Genomic DNA, 20,749 nt, shown 5'->3' with positions numbered 1-20,749 from the left:
TTACCACATTAGCGTAACTTCTTCTTGATTTCATCTAAGATAAAAATGTAGTCTTCGTGTTTTTTTACAAAATCACGATCTGAAACGTCGATTATTAAAACATTCAAGTCGGTTTGCGATTTTATGTATTCTAAGTATCCGTTGTTGATTTTATCTAAATAGGATGCTTCGATGTTCTGTTCATAATTACGGCCGCGTTTCTTGATATTTTGAAGCAGACGTTCTGTATTCTGATATAAATAAACGTACAGATCTGGTTTCGGCATTTCTTTGTAAATGATATCGAACAAATTTCTGTACAAACGATATTCATCTTCTGCAAGCGTAATTTTAGCAAATATCAGCGATTTAAAAATATGATAATCAGCTACAATAAAATCTTTGAACAAATCAAATTGAGCCAAATCATCTGATAACTGCTGATAACGATCGGCTAAAAATGACATTTCTAACGGAAAAGCATACCTGTTTTGATCTTTGTAAAACTTTGGAAGAAACGGATTATCTGCAAATCGTTCTAAAACCGTTTTAGCATTAAAATCTTCTGCAATTTTATGCACCAAAGTAGTTTTCCCTGCACCAATATTTCCTTCAAAAGAAATATAATTAAATTGATTTAAAGGAATTTCATCGAGCGGGTTTTTCAAATCCTGAACAATAGTACAAACACTTTCGTCTGGAGTAACAGCAATTAGTTCTGTTATAGTTTTCTGCAAAATAGGATGTTTCCAATTTAGCTTCAAATCCTGCATCGGGAGCAAAACAAAATTCCTATTTTGCATCAGCGGATGCGGAATTTTTAGTTTCTCTGAATCAATAATTTCATTATCATAAACAATTAAATCAACATCAATAATTCTGGATTGATAACCTTTTTGATTCACGCGAATTCTTCCCAGCTCTTTTTCGACCTTCAAAACCTGATTTAGTATTTTTTGAGCAGAAGAATTGGTATGCAAAAGAAGTGCACAATTATAAAATGCATCACTCTCAAAACCCCATGCAGGAGTTTCGTAAAGTTTTGAAACCTTAATGACAGTACCTACTTTTTGATGGATTAAATCAATACATTTTTGGATGTTTTCTAGTCTGCTGCCTTGGTTGCTGCCTATCGATAAAACGACTTGATGCTGTAATTTCATAATTAATGCAAATTAACTAAAACTATTTTAGAATTAACCAATATATTTGTGAAACGACGTCTTAGATTTTATCATAATTTTAGATGTCTAATTTGTAACATTTTGCCCTTTTTCTCTACTTATTAAAAAAATATACATATGAAGTTTTTAGGAAATGTACTTGCTACCGTAATTGGTATTTTTGTATTTATTATGCTCTTCTTTTTTGGAGTAATTTTTATTGTCACACTTTTTGGCGGAGACGACAAGGTTTCTGTTAAATCTGATTCGGTTATTGAATTTAATTTAAAGGAAATCAAAGATGACTATGCTGGGAAGTATAAAGATCCTTGGGTAACTGCTTTTTCTGATAAAAAAGGTATTGGTTTAACTGATGTGATTAATGCAATTGAAGCAGCGAAAACAGATGATAATATTAAAGGAATCTCTATTTTAAATGATGAATCTTCGTTGGGTCTTGCTCAATACAAAGATTTAAGAAATGCTCTTGAAAGTTTTAAAAAATCAGGAAAATTTGTTTGGGCTTATGCCAATACATATTCGCAGAAAGAATATTATTTAACTTCTGTGGCTAATACAATATATATCAATCCAGTTGGTGATTTAGATTTTAAAGGACTTTCTTCTGAAGTAATGTTCTTCAAAGATTTTCAAGAAAAATCAGGAATTCACATGGAAGTGATCCGTCATGGAAAATATAAAAGTGCTGTTGAACCTTTTTTACAAAATAGTATGAGTGATGCCAACAGAGAACAGATTACTGCGCTTTTAAACTCAATTTGGGCTACTGTTTCTGCCGATATTTCAAAAAGTAGAAATATTCCGCTGCCAAAATTAAATGAAATTGCCAACGGACTTTTAGCAAGAACTCCTGAAATGGCAAAGCAGCAACATTTGGTAGACGTAATTGCTTATGAAGATGTGTATCACGATGCCATTAGAAAAGCATTGAAAGTAGATAAAGATGAAGATTACAATAAAATTTCGATTTTAGATTATACTCAAAATAATGCTACAACTGCCCTAGCTAATACTGCAACTGATCAAATTGCAATTATTTATGCTCAAGGTGAAATTGGAAGCGGCGAAGGAGATGTAAATACTATTGGTGAAGGTTCGATGCGCCGTTCTTTGCAGGAAGCAAGAAAAAATGACGACGTAAAAGCGATCGTTCTTAGAATTGACAGCCCAGGAGGAAGCGCCCTGACTTCTGATTTAATCTGGAGAGAAATTGAGGTTACTAAAAAAGTAAAACCAGTCGTGGTTTCTATGGGGAATTATGCTGCTTCTGGCGGCTATTACATTGCCTGCAACGCCAATAAAATATTTGCAGAAAACAATACAATTACAGGATCAATTGGTGTTTTTGGAGTACTTCCAAACTTCAGTCCTTTGGCTAATAAATTAGGAATCAATTCAGAACAAGTAAAAACTCATGAAAATGCAGCAAATTACAGTCCGTTTTTGCCAGTTGATGAGAAGTTCAAGGCTTTTACATTAGAAGGAGTTGAAAAAATTTACAACACTTTTGTAACGCGTGTAGCAAACGGACGTAAGATGTCTTTCGATCAAGTTGATGCTATTGCGCAAGGCCGAGTGTGGTCAGGAACAGAAGCTTTAAAATTAGGTTTAGTAGATAAAATTGGAGGATTGAATGCTGCAATTGCCGAAGCTGCTAAGATTGCCAAAATAAAAAAATACAGCACGCAGAATTATCCTGAATACGAAAAGACTTTTAACGATTTACTTTCTACTATGCCTTTTGCAAAGTCGAAAGAAGCTTTTATTAAAGAAGAAATTGGAGAAGAAAATTATCTTCTTATCGAACAGGTAAAGAAATTTCAAAAACAAAAAGGAATACAAGCATTAATGCCTTACGGAATCAATATTTATTAATATGAATAAGATAATCCTTTTTTTAACGGTTTTGTTTTGGAGCGTTTTAAATGCGCAGAACAAAAAAGAAATTACTTTTAAAGAAACTCCAGCGGTCTTAAAAATAAATACCAATCAAATTTTTGGTACGCTGACTACGCCAGATCTAACAAAAAAATATCCAGTCGCTTTGATTATTGCAGGATCTGGACCAACAGATAGAAATGGCAACAATGCAATGATGAAGAACAATTCTTTAAAAATGCTGGCAGAGGCGCTGGCTAAAAATGGAATTGCATCTTTAAGATTTGATAAAAGAGGAATTGGCGAAAGCAAAGCAGCCGGCGGATTATCTGAAAGCAGCTTGGTTTTCGAAAATTATATAGACGACGCTAAAAGCTGGATTAATTATTTAAAACAAGATAAACGTTTCTCTAAAATAGTAGTAATTGGGCATAGTGAAGGATCATTAATAGGAATGATTGCGTGCGCCAAAGCAGATAAGTTTGTTTCGATTGCGGGTGCAGGTGATTCTGCAGATAAAATTATCAAAACGCAGATTGGTTCAAGATCTATGAAACAGCTTAACGATATGACTTTTCCTATAATCGACAGTTTAAAAAACGGATTTACAGTAAAAAAAGTTGATCCGATGGTGGTTTCACTTTTCCGACCAAGTATTCAGCCTTATCTCATTTCTTGGTTCAAATACAATCCTCAGACAGAAATAAAGAAAGTTACTATTCCAATTTTAATTCTGCAAGGAAACAATGATATCCAAGTTACTGTGAAAGATGCCGAAAATTTATCTGAAGCCAATAAGAATTCTGAAATGGTTATAATTGACAAAATGAATCACGTTTTAAAAATCATTGACGGTGATAAAGACGCCAATTTAGCGAGTTATAATAATGAAACACTTCCTATATCTGAAACGCTGGTCGATAAGATTGTTTCATTTATTCAGAAATAATGAAATAAAGAATATTAAAAATCCGTTTGAACTAATTTCAATCGGATTTTTTTTATTTAACAAATAAAAGTAAAATTCTTACATTTTTAAGAAAACTTTATCTCCGCACTCTGCTAAAAAAAACTATTTTTGCAGGAGTCATTTTTAAGATGTTAAACCCTCAAATCTATTTATATGCTAAAGAAAGTTTTAAAAATAAGTGCCATAGTCATTGTGGTATTTGTTGCCGCATTATTTGCCATTCCGTATTTCTTTAAAGATCAAATTAAAGCCAAAATTGCCGAGGCCATTAACGAAAGTGTTGATGCCAAAGTAAGTTTTAAAGATGCTGATTTAAGTTTATTCAAAAATTTCCCAAACGCAACAGTCGGAATTGAGAAACTTGTGATTATTAACAAAGCTCCTTTTGAAGGCGATACATTAGTTTCTTTAGGCGAGTTAAATTTAAAAATGAGCATCAAAGAACTTTTCAAAGGAAAAGAAGAACCGTTAAGCATTCAGGGAATTAGTTCTACAAACGGATTAGTAAATATCATCTTCAATAAAGATGGTGTTGGAAACTTTGATATCGCATTAAAAGATAAAAAAGAAGACAAAAAAAGTGAAGAAAGCAAACCGCTTTCTTTAAAAATTCAAAATTATAAAATCGAGAATTTCACTTTTAGATATATCGATCAAGGTTCAAAAATCAAGATGGTTATTGACAGTTTGAATCATGAAGGAACTGGAGATTTTACCAATTCAAAATTAGATTTGGATACAAAAACTACTGCAAAAGTTTCATTGGACATGGATAAAATGAATTACATGAAAAATGTCAAAATTACTTTAGACGCAGTTCTTGGAATTGATTTAGAAAAAAGTAAATACATTTTTAAAGAAAATAAAGCTTTAATCAACCAATTACCATTGGAATTTGATGGATTCATTCAAATGGCTGAAAATAAGCAGATTTACGATTTGAAATTTAAAACACCTACTTCATCATTTACCAACTTCTTAGGGTTAATCCCTTCAGCTTATGCTTCGAGTTTAGACGGCGTAAAAACTACTGGAGATTTTACCGTAAATGGTTTTGCTAAAGGTGAATTAACAGAAACAACTGTTCCTAAATTTAATATTGAAATCGCATCTAATAATGCTTCTTTCCAATATCCAAACCTTCCAAAATCAGTTCAAAATATTGTAATTGATACTAAAATAATTAACGAAACTGGAATTCTAAACGATACTTATGTGAATTTAGACAAGTTATCTTTCAGAATTGATCAGGATGTTTTTAACGCTAAAGCGAATATTAAAAACATAACCGTAAATCCGATTGTTGATGCGGCTTTAAAGGGAACAATCAATTTGGCGAACCTTTCGAAAGCATATCCAATTAAAATGGATAAACCTTTGGCTGGAATTTTAAAAGCTGATGTTACAACTAATTTTGACATGGCTTCTGTTGAAAAAAGCCAGTATCAAAACATAAAAAATGCTGGAACAATGAGTTTATCTGGATTTAAATATACAGATGAAAACAATAAATCTATGAATATTAGTACGGCATTGGTAGAATTCAATCCGAGCAAAATTAACTTAAAACAGTTTAATGCGACAACTGGAAAAAGTGATATTGCTATCAACGGAGTGTTGGAGAATTTCTACGGTTTTATGTTTAAAAAACAAGAACTTAGAGGAAACTTCAACATGAGCTCGAATCAATTGGCTGTTGATGATTTTATGACTTCTGGCGAACCTGCAAAAACAGAGACTAAAACTCCGGCAAAACCAGCTGAAGCAATGAAGATTCCTGCTTTTTTAAATTGTACTTTAAATGCAAAAGCTACAACTGTTTTATACGACAATTTAAAACTAAAAGATGTTTCTGGAAAGTTACTTATCAAAGATGAAAAAGCAACTTTAGAAAACTTTAAAACTTCTATTTTTGGTGGAACAATTGGCCTTAATGGCGCTGTTTCTACAAAACAAAAGGTTCCAACTTTTGATATGAATCTAGGATTTAATCAAGTTGATATTGCACAGACTTTTACGCAATTAGACATGATGAAAAAAATTGCCCCAATAGCAGGAATCATTAATGGAAAATTAAATTCGACTATTAAACTGAATGGAAATTTAGATGCGAAAGAATTAACTCCAGATTTAAAATCAATTTCAGGAGACTTAATCGGTCAATTGCTTTCGACTACCGTAAATGCTAAAAACTCAACTTTACTTAATGCCTTAAGTTCAAATGTTAAGTTTATCGATTTAAACAAAGTTAATTTAAATGATATTAAAGCAGCTCTGACTTTTGAAAACGGAAGAGTAAACGTAAAACCATTTGATATTAAATATCAAGATATTAAAGCTACAGTTGGAGGAACTCACGGTTTTGACCAAACTATGAATTATACCATTAAGTTTGATGTTCCTGCTAAATATTTAGGAACAGAAGCCAACAATTTAATTGCAAAATTGTCTCCTGCAGATGCCGCAAAACTGGATAATATTCCAATTAATGCTTCTTTGACTGGAAACTTTTCTAATCCTAAAATCAGTACAGATATGAAAACTGCCGTAAGTAGTTTAACTACCCAACTGGTTAATCAGCAGAAAGATAAATTGACTCAAAAAGGAACTTCGGCTCTTACTGATTTAATCAACAAAAACACAAAAGCTAAAGATACAACGCAGGCTGCAAAAACAGAAAAAGAACAGAAAACACAAGAGGTTACCAAAAAAGCAAGTGATTTGCTGAATGGTCTTTTCAAAAAGAAAAACTAATCTCAGTATACTAATAAAAAGGCCAATCAAATGATTGGCCTTTTTTTATACTGCTTTAGGATATACTTTTAATTTCCCGTTATCTAAAATTGAATTGATAATTTGGAAATATTCTAATGGCATACATTTTCTAGTATCCACTCCTACACTTCCACTATCATAAGGGGCGTATTTTTTTAATTCTGAAACTGAGAACAATCCAACAGTTGGCGTTTGAGCAGCACTTGCTAAATGCATAATACCGCTGTCTGCACCAATAAACAAATCTACATTTGCCAATACAGATCCCATTTCGCGAATATCTTTACTATAATAAGTTGGCGCTTGGAACCCAATTTGCGAAACGTTTTCAACTGGCAATATTTCAATAATATTATAATTGCTGTATTCTTCTTTAAGTTTAGAATAAAAGTTTTCCCACCATTCTCCTGAATAGCATTTAGCTCCCGTTGCATAAGTAAAGATACAGATTGTTCGTTTTGATGGATCTGGAGTTATAAGATCTAAAATTTTCTTTCCGTTATCAAGTTCTGCATCAGTAAGTTTAAGATCCAAAGATGCTACTATTTTATTGCTTTTAGGCAATCCTAATTTTGTCAAATAAGTCCTGAAATTATAAACTGGATATTTAGCAATATGGTCATAATCTGTTTTTGACTCTGTTAGCTCACCATCCAAATCTCCGTAGAATTTATACTTTGCTCTTGAAAATCGTACAGCCAATCTGCCAGAAGAAGAATTTTGATCGACATTTATAGCCATATCATAAGGTTCGCTCTTAATAGAAATCCAAACCTTCATATACTCAACTAAACTTTTAAAAGGTTTTTTAGGTAAATGAATTGTTTTGTTAACTACCTGATAATTTTCAAAAACAATTGGTGCTAATGTACCTTTTACAAACAAATCAATTTTACAATTCGGGAAAGTTTCTGCTACTTCTTGAACCAGCGGCGTAATTAATAAAAGATTGCCTAGTCTGCCATTTGGTCTGCAAATTAAAACGCGTTTAATTTCAGTTTTATCAACCAAAACAATATCACGTTCCGTTTTTGGTTTTCCAATGTTTTTAGTCAGACCACGCATCACGCCTCTTCTAAAATTGTTTATTTTGCTTAAAGTACTCATTTATTATTTATAATTAAAGAATTAAATAATTTCGATTTAATTTTAAAAAAAAGCCTTAGATAGAACAAACTTCAAATCTAGGCTTTTTTTTGTTTCTAAAATTAATTTCTTTGAATAAGTAATTATTACAAAATTGTAATCAAATTTATCAAAATTCACATCACCTATTCTTAAAAATTCTAAAAATACAATGATTATGATAATTGATGAAAATTATTATACGGGTGCTGAATAAGGATAGACAAACAGGAAATAATGCTAGACGTCTATACTTACAACATAGCCTTCGGAACCACGAACATTAAAAACAGTTCCGTTTTCAAAAATTAAATATTGTCCTTTTATCCCAACTAATTTTCCTTGAAACGAAGGCATTTTATCCAGATTTAAGCTATTTACTTTTGCAGGATAACTCAAAACAGGATATTGTAAATCGTACAAATCATCTTTTTGAGAATAAAAATAATCTTTAACCTCAGCTGGAATTAAACTTTCAATTTTCACTTTTTCTGCAATTAAATCAAAAGTTTCGGTAGAATTTTGAAGCATTTTTCTCCAATTGGTTTTGTCCGTGTAATGGTTTTTTAAAGCAACCTCTGTAATTCCTGCCAGATATCTATTTGGAACCTCAACAACTGCAATTGCCTGAGATGCACCTTGATCGATCCAACGAGTTGGGACTTGAGTTTTACGAGTTACTCCTACCTTTATTTCGCAAGCAGCGGCTAAATAAACGATATGCGGCTGTAATTGTGCTTTTGATTCATAATCTAAATCACGGTCTGCAATTCCTAAATGTGCTGTACTTAATTCTGGTCTCATAATCCAGTCACCAACTGCCGGACTTGAATAAAAACAGTCGTAACAAAAACCTTGACGGTAAATTTTCTTCTTTTTACTGCAATTTAAACACTGGCAGCCCAAAAAGCTAATTTCGATTTCTTTATCCAATAATTGATTAACATTTAGAAAACTGTCTTCAAAGACCAAATAATATTGAATTGGACTTCCAAGTTCGGTTTGCATTTTTGTCAGGACACCTTGATATTGCATTCGTATTTTTATTTATATTGCTATTTTGGAATTATCAAAAGAATTGGACATTTTAGTGTTAAAATTCGACCTACTAATTAGAATCTTTGCTAGAAATCGGGTTGTTTTTTACAAAAAAATACTATTTTTGATATGAAGACAAAGTTACTATTTGTCTCTCGATATTCAAATTTTAAGTTTTTTGTTTTTACATCACCTGTAAAATTTAAAACCTAAAATCAGTAATCTAAAAAACAAATTCATGCCTCTATCTATAATCAATTCGTTTGCATCATGGGTCCTTAAACAACGGATTCACCAAATAGAACTTTTTTTAAAATACCCAAATGAAGTTCAAGAAGAACTATTGCACAACTTATTGACGGCATCTGAAAATACTGTTATTGGAAAACAATATGAATTTTCGACAATAAAATCTTATCAAACTTTTGCAGAAAGAGTTCCTATTGCAAGTTATGAGGAATTACAGCCTTTAATTGAACGTACACGTCAGGGTGAACAAGGCGTTTTCTGGGAAACTCCAATTAAATGGTTTGCCAAATCGAGCGGTACTACAAACGCAAAAAGTAAATTTATTCCTGTAAGTAATGAAGCACTGGAAGATTGCCACTACAAAGGCAGTAAAGATCTTTTATGCCTGTATTTGAATAACAATGAAGATTCTGAGCTGTTTTTAGGAAAAAGTCTTCGCTTAGGCGGGAGTTCTCAGATTTACGAAAATAACAACACCTTCTTTGGCGATTTGTCTGCAATTTTAATTGAGAACATGCCAATTTGGGCTGAATTCAGCAGTACACCAAGCAGTAAAACTTCGTTAATGAGTGAATGGGAAACTAAAATCGCTGCAATTATTAATGAAACCAAAAATGAAAATGTTACCAGTTTTGCGGGAGTTCCTTCCTGGATGTTGGTTTTAATGAATAAGGTTTTAGAAAATACTGGTAAACAAAGTTTATTAGAGCTTTGGCCAAATCTTGAAGTTTATTTTCACGGCGGAGTGAGTTTCTCTCCTTACAAAGAACAATACAAAAAATTGCTTCCTAGCAAAGATTTTAGATATTACGAAATTTACAATGCCTCTGAAGGCTTTTTTGCGATTCAGGATTTGAACAATTCGAGTGATTTATTATTGATGCTTGATTACGGGATTTTCTATGAATTTATTCCGATGGACACTTTTGGAACTTCGAATCAAAAAGTAATTCGTTTGGTCGATGTCGAATTGAATAAAAACTATGCTATTGTAATTACTACAAATTCTGGTTTGTGGCGTTATTTAATTGGCGATACAGTTCGTTTTACATCATTAAATCCATATCGTATAAGAGTTACTGGAAGAACCAAACATCATATTAATGTTTTTGGTGAAGAATTAATGGTTGAAAATACCGATCAAGCCATTGCAAAAGCCTGCCAGATTACACAAACTGAAGTGATTGATTATACTGTTGCTCCTATTTTTATGCAGGACAAAGAAAAAGGCGCACACGAATGGATGATTGAATTTAAGAAAAAACCTGCTGATTTTGGCCTTTTCCAAAAAGTTCTAGACGAAACTTTACAGACTTTAAATTCAGATTACGAAGCTAAACGCTACAATAATATGACTTTAAACCCTTTAGTAATTAATGTAGCTCGTGAAAATCTATTTTATGATTGGCTGAAGGAAAGAGACAAATTAGGCGGACAGCATAAAATTCCAAGACTTTCGAACCAAAGAGATTATTTGGAGCAGTTGAAGGAGATGCAGTCTATTAAAGTTTAATTTTCCAATTAAAATCTTCAACTAAAATGAAAAAGAATTTTAACGAAATGACTAGTGAAGAATTAGTCAAAACACAAAAATCTTTAAAAACAGTAACTTACCTATTTGGTGTGGTATTACTTTTTTTGTTTGGACTTAACATTTTTCTTGTAGCGAATAAAGGTTTTAGCGCTTCAAACGTTATTCCGATTGCATTGCTTCCTATTTTTATTTTGAATATGAATACTTTAAAAGAAATTAAAAAGGAGTTAGAAGCTCGAAAGTAATTTTTCTCTATTGTCAGGCTGAGCGGAGTCGAAGCCATTTTCTATATAAAATCTTGCAACTTCGCTCAGAGTAACAATTCGAATTACATCATATCAATATATCTGTCGTGGTAACCTAAAAGATATAAAACTCCGTCAAGACCTAAACTTGAAATTGAAGTTGAAGCGCTTTCTTTTACTTTTGGTTTGGCGTGGAAAGCAATTCCCAGACCCGCTAAATTTAGCATTGGTAAATCGTTTGCTCCGTCTCCAACTGCGATGGTTTGATTAATGTGAATTCCTTCTTTCTCAGCAATTGCTTTTAAGAATTCTGCTTTTTTCTGACCGTCTACAATATCACCAATATATTTACCTGTAAGTTTTCCGTCTTTTATTTCTAACTGATTGGCGTGAACATAATCTATTCCTAATTCTTTTTGAAGGTATTCTCCAAAATACGTAAACCCTCCAGAAAGTATTGCCGTTTTATAACCGTAATATTTTAGAGCTTTCATTAAACGATGTGCTCCTTGTGTTATTGGTAAATTAATGGCAACATTTTGCAGCACTTCTTCGCTTAAACCCTCAAGTAAAGCCATACGCTGCTTGAAACTTTCGTTGAAATCAATCTCTCCATTCATAGCCGATTCTGTAATAGCTCTTACTTGATCTCCTACTCCATTAAGTTCTGCAAGCTCGTCGATTACTTCTGTTTGAATAAGCGTTGAGTCCATATCGAAACATACTAATCGGCGGTTTCTTCTATAAATGTTATCTTCTTGAAAAGAAATATCAACATTAAGTGTTCTGGAAATTTCCATAAAACTTGCTGTCATAATGATCTTGTTTACAATTTCGCCTGTTACAGACAATTGAATACAAGAACGCGGATACTCTTCTTTTTCGACAATAGAAGTTCTTCCTGTTAATCGAATGATAGAATCGATATTCAGGTTTTGATCTGACATTATTTTGGTCACTGCTGCTAATTGTGAAGCGGCCAGTTTTTCGCCCAAAATATTGATGATATAGCGCTGTTTAGATTGTGATTTTACCCACTTTTCGTAATCTTCAATAGAAATCGGAATAAATTTTACTTTGATTTCTAGTTCATAGGCTTTAAACAAAAGATCTTTTAAAACTGGCGCAGAAGAAGACCCTGCTTCAATCTCGAATAAAATTCCAAGTGACAGCGTATCATGAATATCAGCTTGTCCAATATCTAAAATATTAGCATCGTACGCAGCCAATACAGCTGTTAAACCTGCTGTAACTCCAATTTTATCGTGTCCTGAAACTTTTAATAAAATTATCTCTTTATCTTCTATCGCCATTTTTCCTATTATTGATTTTGAAGCGACAAAAATCGACAATCTATGCTTTATAAAAAAGAATAATCTTTGTTTTTTTGAAAAGAAAAAGCACATTTTCATGTGCTTTTTGGAGTAATTTAACAATTATGTTCCGCTATTAAAATAACATAACTTTTTAATTATTTATTCGGCTGATTTTCATCAAAATTTACCATCCAGTTCACACCGAATTTATCTTTGAACATTCCAAAATATGCACCCCAGAAGGTTTTGTTCATAGGCATTTCTACTTTTCCTCCTGCCGAAAGTCCGTTAAAAATTCTATCTGCTTCATCTGTGCTTTCTACATTAATCGAAATGGAAAAATTATCACCAAAACCAACATCCCCATATCTTGGATGACTGTCACTTCCCATTAAAATCGTATTCCCAATTGGGAGTGAAACGTGCATAATTCTATTTAGAGCTTCCTCAGAGAGTTGCTCACCTTCTTCTGCTGGTGCGTCTTTGTATTTTCCGATATACGGAAATTCGCCGCCGAAAACTGATTTATAGAATAGAAATGCTTCTTCGCAAGTTCCATTAAACATTAAATAAGGATTTATTGCTGCCATGATGTTTTTTTATTAATTGTTGATTGTTAATTATAAATTGTTAATGTCTTTTTTACTAATCTTTTAGTTATAGATACACTCTTTACTCTTTACTCTTTACTCTTTACTCTTTACTCTTTACTCTTTACTCTTTACTCTCTTACTTATTCCTCAGACAATTCTTTAATTCGATCCAATGCTTTTGGAAAAGTACCTTTAAAATAGTCTATATGCTTTTCGGTTACATCAACTTCTACCTCAAGATCAACTGCATCTCCGTTTTGAGTTAATCTATAGGTTTCCATTGAACCGCTCCATTCATTTGTTTCTTCATTGAGGGGTAATTCCTTAAAATCTTTCAGTTCTCCCAAATGCTTAAAAGCCATATATTCATTTGGGATTTTTTTCTCGATTATACTATTCATTCCTCCACCGTCAGGCCCAAGAAAGTGTATTTTTCCACCTTCGTTCCAATCACTTACTGCATACGACCCTTCATAAAAAACTCCGGTCCATTTTCTGTAAGTTTCGTCTTCCCATAAGACTTTCCAAATCTTTTCTTTAGAAGCCTTGATACTGATATTAAATTTTAATTTTTCCATGTTAATTTGGTAATTTACTAAAGTCCATAAATAAAACATTCCAACGATGACCGTCTAAATCGGCAAAACCACAGCCGTACATCCAACCTTGACTTTCTGCAGGAGGAGCAAAAACAGTTCCGCCAGCTTCTTTTACTTTTTCTGCTAATTCATCAACTTCTTCTCTGCTTTCAGCATCAATCGAAATCAATACTTCCGAGCTCGATTTAGTATCAGTAAGACTGTTTTGAGAAAAGCTGGAAAAAAGCATTTCTTCAAAAAGCATTACAACAAAATGTCCTTCACCTACAACCATGCACGTCGAACTTGGCGTATCATGCTGTTCATTAAACGAAAAACCAATTTTCCAGAAAAAATCTTTCGCTTTTGCTACATCCTTTACAGGAAGATTCAACCATATTTGTTTTGTCATTTTTTTGTTTTTTTTTGGTTAGATATTGTGATAGTAAGTAATGTGTAAGCCTCTGAACCTTTGAACCTTTTAGCCTTTGAATCTTTGAATCTTTGAATCTTTGAGCCTTTTAATCTTTGAGCCTTTGAACCTAAAGAAAAAAATTATTTTTTTTCTACGTAATTTTTAAAATTATCCAAAATTGCCTGCCAGCCTGCGCGTTGCATTTCTTCTGGATTTTGCGTTTCTGGATCAAAACTTTCAACAATTTCGACTCCGTCTGCCGTTTCTGTAAACTTAATTTCAACCTTTCTTCCATCTGCCATAACATATTCGAGTGCACTTTTTGGTTTAACCAAAGTAAATTCACCTTCAAAATCGAAACTCATGCTTCCATCTTTTGCTGCCATAGTCGATTTAAATTTTCCTCCTTCTCTTAAATCAGATTCTGCATACGGTGTGTGCCAGTCTGGAGAAGCAAAACTCCAATTCTTAACATGTTCTGGCGTATTCCATAAATCCCAAACTTTGTCTAAAGATGCATTAACGGTATTTTTGATTGTTATCATGATTTTTATTTTATAATTTATAAATTGATTTATCGTTTAAAATTCTCCACGTAGCTTTTAAAATTTTGGATGATGGCCGTACAAAATTTTTCTTCCATATCTGCAGATTCGATTGTTGTCGGCTCAAAGGTTTCAGTAATTTTTACTTGATTATCTTGATTTTCAAAACGAACACTTGCCGTTCTATTATCATAAAGCTTATATTCTAGTATTGAAAATTTGTCAATTTTCGTGTATATACCTTCAAAATCAAAACCATCACTTCCATCCTTTAGAGCCATGGTAAATTTAAATTTACTGCCTTCTGTTAGGTTATTTTCTACATAAGGCGTATGCCAATCTGGAGAAGCATTATTCCAATTTATAATATGCTCAGGCAATGTCCACAGCTCCCAAACTTTTTCTATAGATGCATTAATTATAGCTTCTACCGAAATCATAGTTAATTATTTGGTATCTGGCTTTCATCCATATAGAAAACTTCCCAATGATGCCCATCTAGATCCAGAAAAGTTCTTTGGTATATCCATTCATAATCATGCTCTTTATTGTAATCAGTTCCGCCGGCTTTAACTGCTTTTTCCATTATTTCATTCACTTTTTCGCGTGTTTCAACAGAAATAGAAATAAGGACTTCGCTGGTTGTAGCGGTATCACAAATTTGCTTATTGGTAAATGTTTTATAAAAGTCCTCAACCAAAAGCATCACATTTATATTTTCACCAACAATTAAACAAGTTCCCTTTTCATTTGTAAACCTAGAATCGAATGAAAAGCCTAAATCCTTAAAAAAGGATACTGAACGATTTAAATCTTTTACAGCAAGATTTAAGAATATCTTTGTTTTCATCTTTATAAAATTACGAATTAATTAAAACAAATGTAAAATTTTAAGATTAGTTAAAAATGCCAATAAAAGTCATTTTTAGGGGCATTTAAGACAAAATGATTATTTTTGTTTGAAGTTACATTTCAAAAACAATAAAAACCATGAGCAAGAAATTAGGATTAATCGTACCTCACGACTACAAATTATTAAGTATTGCAGCGATATTAGAAGTATTTGAAACTACTAACAAACTCAGTTCAGGAAACGAAAAACCATTTGAAATCATGATTTTTCAATCGAAAGAACAAAATGATGAGGGAAATTTGTTTGGATATGTATCTAACGTAATTGAAACGTCTAATATTATTTTGGATCTGATTTTAATTCCCGCTTTTACAACTGACAATATGAGTGAAATGATTAAGAAGAATAAAAATTTCATTCCTTGGCTACAAAAACAACATCAAGCTGGAGCCGAATTGGCCAGTTTTTGTACTGGAGCATTTTTGTTTGCGGCTTCTGGTTTGTTAAACGAAAAACTGGCTACCACACATGTTGACGCCTGCAGTGCTTTTACAAAAGCTTTTCCGATGGTGAAATTAAAACCCGAAGAAACTCTAACTGCTGATGGAAGTTTGTATACCAGCGGCGGCTCTACCTCAACTTTTCATTTATTAATTCTTTTGGTTCAAAAATTCTGCGGCAACGAAATGGCTGTCAATATTGCTAAAATCTTTTCTATCGATTTAAACAGATATAAACAAAGTTATTTCAGCACTTTTAGACCCAATCATTTGCACAATGATACTTTGGTGGCGATGTTGCAGCAAAAAATTGAAAGCCAATATCATACAATAGAAAAACTGGAAGAAATTACCAAAGACATTCCAACAAGTGCCAGAAACATGACACGTCGCTTTAAGCAGGTAACCGGAATTCCGCCAATAGAATATCTTCAAAATATAAGAGTCGAAAGTTCAAAAAAATACTTAGAGCAAACTCAGCTTTCCATTTCAGAAATCATCGAAAAAACAGGTTACAACGACCCAAAAGCTTTTAGAAAAGTGTTCTATAAAATGGTCGGTATGAAACCAATTGAGTATAGAGAGAAATTTAGAGTGCAGTAGTTTTTTTAGCAGCAGGAAATTTTGTTTTCAAAAGAACTTTCGGTCCTGCTCTACACTATATCTTTTGCTCTGAACCCCAGAGCAAAAGGATGCCGTTTCGATCAGGGCTAAAATTCAACTTTTTGTTTTCAGAAGAAAAAAATCTTTAAAAATTTACTCCAAACAACAAACAAAAAGTTTTTGAAAAGCATAAAAAAACCTGCTCAGTAAGCAGGTTAAAAAAAAAACTTTGTCAAAATTTAAAACTTTGACAAAGTGATATTTAAGATTTAAGAAGCAATTTCCATGCGCTTCAATAAATTTTTACTTAATGTGTGTTCTGCGTATTCTTTGTCAATTGTCAGACTTGTGTCATCTGAAGTTGGCAATTCGTACATTGCATCAGTTAGGATAGCTTCACATAAAGAACGAAGTCCACGTGCACCTAATTTGTATTCTAATGCCTTATCCACAATAAAATCTAAAGCCTCGTTTGTAATAGTAAACTCAACATCATCCATCAAGAATAATTTTTGATATTGTTTTATTAATGCATTTTTAGGCTGTGTCAAAATAGCACGAAGCGTTTCTTTATCCAAAGGATCCATATGTGTTAAAACTGGTAAACGACCAATAATCTCTGGAATTAATCCAAAATCTTTAATGTCTTTTGGAATAATGTATTGCAGTAAATTGTCTTTATCAATATTGTCTACATTTTTAGAAGTTGAATAACCAACTGCCTGACGGTTTAAACGTTTTGAAATAATACGTTCTACTCCATCAAAAGCTCCTCCTGCAATAAACAATATATTTTGAGTATTTACCTCAACAAATTTTTGGTCTGGGTGTTTACGACCTCCTTTTGGCGGTACGTTTACAACAGTTCCTTCTAATAATTTTAATAATGCTTGTTGAACTCCCTCACCAGAAACGTCACGTGTTATTGATGGATTATCGCTCTTACGGGCAATTTTATCAATTTCATCAATAAAAACAATTCCTCTTTCTGCTTTAGCTACATCATAATCAGCAGCTTGAAGTAAACGGGTTAAGATACTTTCAACATCTTCTCCAACATAACCAGCTTCTGTTAATACTGTTGCATCAACAATAGCCAAAGGAACATCTAACATTTTTGCAATTGTTTTTGCAACTAATGTTTTTCCAGTTCCGGTTTGACCCACCATAATGATGTTACTTTTTTCAATCTCTACTTCGTCGTCTAATTGCTGCTGCATTAAACGCTTGTAGTGATTGTAAACCGCAACCGACATTACTTTTTTAGTCTGATCCTGACCAATAACATATTGATCTAAGAAAGCCCTAATTTCTTTTGGTTTCTTTAAAATTAAATCTCCAACAAGTTTTGCGCTTCCACTAGACTTTAATTCTTCTAATACAATTCCGTGTGCCTGCTCAATACACTTATCACAAATATGTGCATTGATTCCAGCAATCAATAAATTAGTTTCTGGCTTCTTTCTTCCACAAAACGAACATTCTAATACTACTTTAGCCATTCTTTTTTAGTTACTAAGCTGCAAAGTTACTAAGTTTCTGAGACTTTCAACGAAAACCTCAAAAACTTAGTAACTTCTTAACTTTTATTTTTTGTTTCAAGTTTTATTTTGTTTCAAGTTTCAAGTTGACCATAGCAGCTTGAAACCAGAAACTTGAAACTAAGTTTTATCCTCTTCTCAAAACTTCATCAATCATTCCGTACTCTTTTGCTTCGTCAGCTTTCATCCAGTAATCACGCTCACTGTCTTTATGCACTTTATCAAAAGTTTGTCCTGAATGTTGTGAAATAATATGATATAATTCATCTTTTAATTTCAACATCTCACGTAAGTTGATTTCCATATCTGTCGCAACACCTTGTGCTCCTCCAGACGGCTGGTGAATCATAACGCGTGAATGTGGCAGAGCCGAACGTTTTCCTGCAGCTCCTGCACATAATAAAACTGCTCCCATAGAAGCTGCCATTCCTGTACAAATTGTAGCTACATCTGGTTTAATGTACTGCATTGTGTCATAGATTCCAAGACCTGCATAAACACTTCCTCCAGGAGAGTTTAAGTAAATTTGAATATCTTTTGAAGCATCGGCACTTTCTAAAAATAATAATTGAGCCTGAACAATGTTAGCAATCTGGTCATCGATACCAGTTCCTAAAAAAATAATTCTGTCCATCATTAATCTTGAAAATACATCTAATTGAGAAACATTCAACTGACGTTCTTCAATAATATATGGAGTCATATTAGTTGGAGTCATCGCCGCAACGATTTTATCGTAATACATTGCATTTACTCCTTGGTGCTTTGTAGCAAATTTTTTGAATTCTTTACCGTAGTTCATATGTATTTTGTTCTAAGTTTTACGTTTATTTGGTGTATACATTTTTATTCTCTACAAAGGTCATACCCTTTTATAAAGAATGTCATTATGTCTTCTTTTTAAGTTTCAAAGGTTCTGAGATACTATTCCGAAGCTTCGGGACTAAGTTTTTTTTTAAAATCTGGAATATCACATACAGCCGAAACAAAAAAAAGCGTCAAAAGAAAAATCTCTTGACGCTCAAATATAATTATTTTTCAGAAATTATTCTCCGTAAGAAGCAGCAATAAATTCTTCGTAAGTAACTTCTTTTGTTGTTGGATTTGCTTTCTCTTTGAATAAATCTAACAATTTAGCAGCTACAACTTGCTCAGAAAGTCTTTTCACTTCTTCTTGGTTAGATAAAACTCTAGCCACGATTCCTTGAACTTCTTCTTCAGTTGGGTTAGTTTGTCCAAATTGAGCCATTTGTTGTCTGATTGCGTTTGATGTAAACTCTTTCAAATCTTCAAATGTAATTTGGATATTACTTTGAGCCATTGCTTTTCCTTCAATTAATTGGAAACGTAAACCTTTTTCAGATCTTGCGTATTCAACTTCAGCTTCTTCTGCAGAAAGTTTTTTCTCTCCAACAGTTTGCAACCATTTTTTAAGGAATTCTGCTGGTAAATCAAATTTTGTATTTTCGATCAAGAAATCCTGAACGTCTAACAATAATTTTTGATCTGCTTGCTGTGCAAATTGAGCTTCAGCATCTTCTTTAATTTTAGCTTTTAGATCTTCTAAAGAAGCTACTTTTCCTTCACCAAAAAGTTTATCAAATAATTCTTGGTTTAATTCTGCCAATTCTGATCCGTTGATAGCTTCGATTGTAAAGTTTACTTCGATATCTAAACCGTGAACATCATCATGAGATACTTTTAAGTAATCCATTAATTGGTGATCGTCTTCGAATAAACCTTTTGTGCTTACTGTAACAACATCTCCAACTTTTTTACCGATGAATTTATCTCCAGCCTCTTTGTTGAAAGTAGATACAGAAATTGTAGTTGTATTGTTGATTCCTTTTTCTTCGTTTGTGAAAGTTCCAGTTAAATCTGAATCAGCTTCAACTTTATCTTGAGGAATTGCTTTACCGAATTGTTTTTGGATACGCTCTACTTGTCCGTCGATTAATTTATCGTCAGCAGTAACAATATATTTTACGATATTATTTTTAGCTTCTAAATCAATTTCGAAGTTAGGCACTAAACCAATTTCGAATTCAAAAGTTAATTCTTCAGCATCCCAGTCAAGGTTTTCGTTTACTTTTGGAAGAGGAGTTCCTAAAAGATTTAATCTTTCAGATTGAATATAACGCTCTAAAGCTAAATCAACTACTTTTTTAACTTCTTCTTGTTTAATACCTTTTCCGTATTGTTTTTCAACAAGATCTTTAGGAACTTGTCCTTTTCTAAATCCTTTTACTTGCGCCAAAGGCAATTTTTCGTTGATTCTTTTTGCCACTTGACCTTTATAATCCATATGAACCACGTTCATTACAATTGTCTCGTTAACAGCGTCTATTGCTACTCTTTTAATATCCATCTTCTTCTTTAATTTACATAATAAAATTGGGTCGCAAAATTATAAAATTTTTGCAACCCAACCAAGTTTTTAATCTATTGTATTTGAAGCAGTTTTAATCTGCTCGATTTGTTTTTATTTATCGTCTCCTAATATTTTATAGGTAATAGATTGCAGAATAGACAAAATAACACTAAAAATCAATGCTGTCCAGAAGGAATCGACTGCAAAACCGCCAACAATATTAGTGCATAACAAAATAATTATAGCGTTGATTACCAGTAAAAACAAACCTAAAGTCACAAATGTAACTGGTAAAGTCAAAATGACTAAAATTGGTTTTATAAAAACATTCAGTAATCCCAAGACTACTGCAACAATTACAGCTGTCCCAAAACTTGCAACGTGTACGCCAGTCAAAAGATTAGACAACAATAAAACTAAGGCAGCAGTAACAAGGAGTCTAAGTAATAATTTCATA

At 32.6% G+C, this 20,749-nt stretch carries 20 protein-coding genes; 6 read left to right on the top strand and 14 right to left on the bottom strand.

The features are described 5' to 3' along the window. Window positions 1-8: 8 nt before the first annotated feature. Entirely contained in the window at window positions 9-1,142 is a 1,134-nt protein-coding gene (gene folK, locus EDB96_RS04385) for a 2-amino-4-hydroxy-6-hydroxymethyldihydropteridine diphosphokinase (protein ID WP_134139393.1), read from the bottom strand. A gap of 138 nt (window positions 1,143-1,280) precedes the next feature. Between folK and sppA the strand changes: the two genes are divergently transcribed. From sppA to EDB96_RS04370, 3 genes are all read left to right on the top strand, one after another. Continuing rightward, a complete protein-coding gene (gene sppA / locus EDB96_RS04380; RefSeq protein ID WP_134139391.1) occupies window positions 1,281-3,038 on the top strand; it encodes a signal peptide peptidase SppA in 1,758 nt (585 codons plus the stop codon). 1 nt (window position 3,039) lies between these two features. Continuing rightward, window positions 3,040-3,990: an alpha/beta hydrolase family protein gene (locus EDB96_RS04375; protein WP_057117344.1), complete on the top strand. Its 951-nt coding sequence runs from the start codon at window positions 3,040-3,042 to the stop codon at window positions 3,988-3,990. A gap of 174 nt (window positions 3,991-4,164) precedes the next feature. After that, window positions 4,165-6,765: an AsmA-like C-terminal region-containing protein gene (locus tag EDB96_RS04370; protein WP_134139390.1), complete on the top strand. Its 2,601-nt coding sequence runs from the start codon at window positions 4,165-4,167 to the stop codon at window positions 6,763-6,765. A 45-nt stretch (window positions 6,766-6,810) separates the two neighbouring features. On the opposite strand, the gene EDB96_RS04365 is transcribed toward EDB96_RS04370, so the two are convergent. Both EDB96_RS04365 and EDB96_RS04360 read right to left on the bottom strand, forming a co-directional pair. Further along, entirely contained in the window at window positions 6,811-7,893 is a 1,083-nt protein-coding gene (locus tag EDB96_RS04365; RefSeq protein WP_166669264.1) for a glycosyltransferase family 9 protein, read from the bottom strand. A 258-nt stretch (window positions 7,894-8,151) separates the two neighbouring features. Then, a complete protein-coding gene (locus EDB96_RS04360; RefSeq protein WP_057117349.1) occupies window positions 8,152-8,946 on the bottom strand; it encodes a DUF2797 domain-containing protein in 795 nt (264 codons plus the stop codon). Between the two features lie 241 nt (window positions 8,947-9,187). Between EDB96_RS04360 and EDB96_RS04355 the strand changes: the two genes are divergently transcribed. Together EDB96_RS04355 and EDB96_RS04350 are read left to right on the top strand one after the other, a co-directional pair. Further along, on the top strand, window positions 9,188-10,711 hold the full coding sequence (locus EDB96_RS04355) for a GH3 auxin-responsive promoter family protein (protein WP_057117351.1): 1,524 nt from the start codon (window positions 9,188-9,190) through the stop codon (window positions 10,709-10,711). Between the two features lie 26 nt (window positions 10,712-10,737). After that, a complete protein-coding gene (locus tag EDB96_RS04350; protein ID WP_057117353.1) occupies window positions 10,738-10,977 on the top strand; it encodes a hypothetical protein in 240 nt (79 codons plus the stop codon). A gap of 83 nt (window positions 10,978-11,060) precedes the next feature. On the opposite strand, the gene serB is transcribed toward EDB96_RS04350, so the two are convergent. From serB to EDB96_RS04315, 7 genes are all read right to left on the bottom strand, one after another. Beyond that, window positions 11,061-12,290: a phosphoserine phosphatase SerB gene (gene serB / locus EDB96_RS04345; protein WP_134139388.1), complete on the bottom strand. Its 1,230-nt coding sequence runs from the start codon at window positions 12,288-12,290 to the stop codon at window positions 11,061-11,063. A gap of 158 nt (window positions 12,291-12,448) precedes the next feature. Then, window positions 12,449-12,883, bottom strand: a complete 435-nt coding sequence (locus EDB96_RS04340) for a VOC family protein (RefSeq protein ID WP_057117357.1) — start codon at window positions 12,881-12,883, stop codon at window positions 12,449-12,451. Window positions 12,884-13,026: 143 nt separating this feature from the next. Then, entirely contained in the window at window positions 13,027-13,464 is a 438-nt protein-coding gene (locus tag EDB96_RS04335; RefSeq protein ID WP_057117672.1) for an SRPBCC domain-containing protein, read from the bottom strand. A 1-nt stretch (window position 13,465) separates the two neighbouring features. After that, window positions 13,466-13,876 (bottom strand): VOC family protein, encoded by a 411-nt coding sequence (locus tag EDB96_RS04330; RefSeq protein WP_057117359.1) that lies wholly within the window; start codon window positions 13,874-13,876, stop codon window positions 13,466-13,468. 143 nt (window positions 13,877-14,019) lie between these two features. After that, window positions 14,020-14,424, bottom strand: a complete 405-nt coding sequence (locus EDB96_RS04325) for an SRPBCC family protein (RefSeq protein WP_134139387.1) — start codon at window positions 14,422-14,424, stop codon at window positions 14,020-14,022. A 29-nt stretch (window positions 14,425-14,453) separates the two neighbouring features. Next, window positions 14,454-14,864, bottom strand: a complete 411-nt coding sequence (locus tag EDB96_RS04320; protein ID WP_134139386.1) for an SRPBCC domain-containing protein — start codon at window positions 14,862-14,864, stop codon at window positions 14,454-14,456. 2 nt (window positions 14,865-14,866) lie between these two features. Beyond that, window positions 14,867-15,274, bottom strand: coding sequence for a VOC family protein (locus EDB96_RS04315; RefSeq protein ID WP_134139384.1), 408 nt, complete (start codon window positions 15,272-15,274; stop codon window positions 14,867-14,869). Between the two features lie 140 nt (window positions 15,275-15,414). On the opposite strand from EDB96_RS04315, the gene EDB96_RS04310 reads away from it, so the two are divergent. Beyond that, entirely contained in the window at window positions 15,415-16,380 is a 966-nt protein-coding gene (locus EDB96_RS04310) for a GlxA family transcriptional regulator (protein ID WP_057117365.1), read from the top strand. A gap of 269 nt (window positions 16,381-16,649) precedes the next feature. Here EDB96_RS04310 and clpX read toward each other — a convergent pair whose 3' ends face one another. The 4 genes from clpX to EDB96_RS04290 form a co-directional block, all read right to left on the bottom strand. Then, entirely contained in the window at window positions 16,650-17,882 is a 1,233-nt protein-coding gene (gene clpX, locus EDB96_RS04305) for an ATP-dependent Clp protease ATP-binding subunit ClpX (RefSeq protein WP_057117367.1), read from the bottom strand. A 166-nt stretch (window positions 17,883-18,048) separates the two neighbouring features. Continuing rightward, a complete protein-coding gene (clpP, locus tag EDB96_RS04300; protein WP_057117369.1) occupies window positions 18,049-18,723 on the bottom strand; it encodes an ATP-dependent Clp endopeptidase proteolytic subunit ClpP in 675 nt (224 codons plus the stop codon). A 243-nt stretch (window positions 18,724-18,966) separates the two neighbouring features. Then, window positions 18,967-20,289 carry a trigger factor gene (locus EDB96_RS04295; protein WP_057117371.1) on the bottom strand — a complete coding sequence of 441 codons (1,323 nt, stop codon included), beginning with the start codon at window positions 20,287-20,289 and terminating at the stop codon, window positions 18,967-18,969. A gap of 114 nt (window positions 20,290-20,403) precedes the next feature. Beyond that, window positions 20,404-20,748, bottom strand: a complete 345-nt coding sequence (locus EDB96_RS04290) for a phage holin family protein (RefSeq protein WP_057117373.1) — start codon at window positions 20,746-20,748, stop codon at window positions 20,404-20,406. Window position 20,749: the final 1 nt, after the last annotated feature.

This window comes from Flavobacterium sp. S87F.05.LMB.W.Kidney.N (assembly GCF_004366435.1).
Classification (GTDB): Bacteria; Bacteroidota; Bacteroidia; order Flavobacteriales; family Flavobacteriaceae; genus Flavobacterium.
This window is presented reverse-complemented; position numbering and strand designations above follow the sequence as displayed.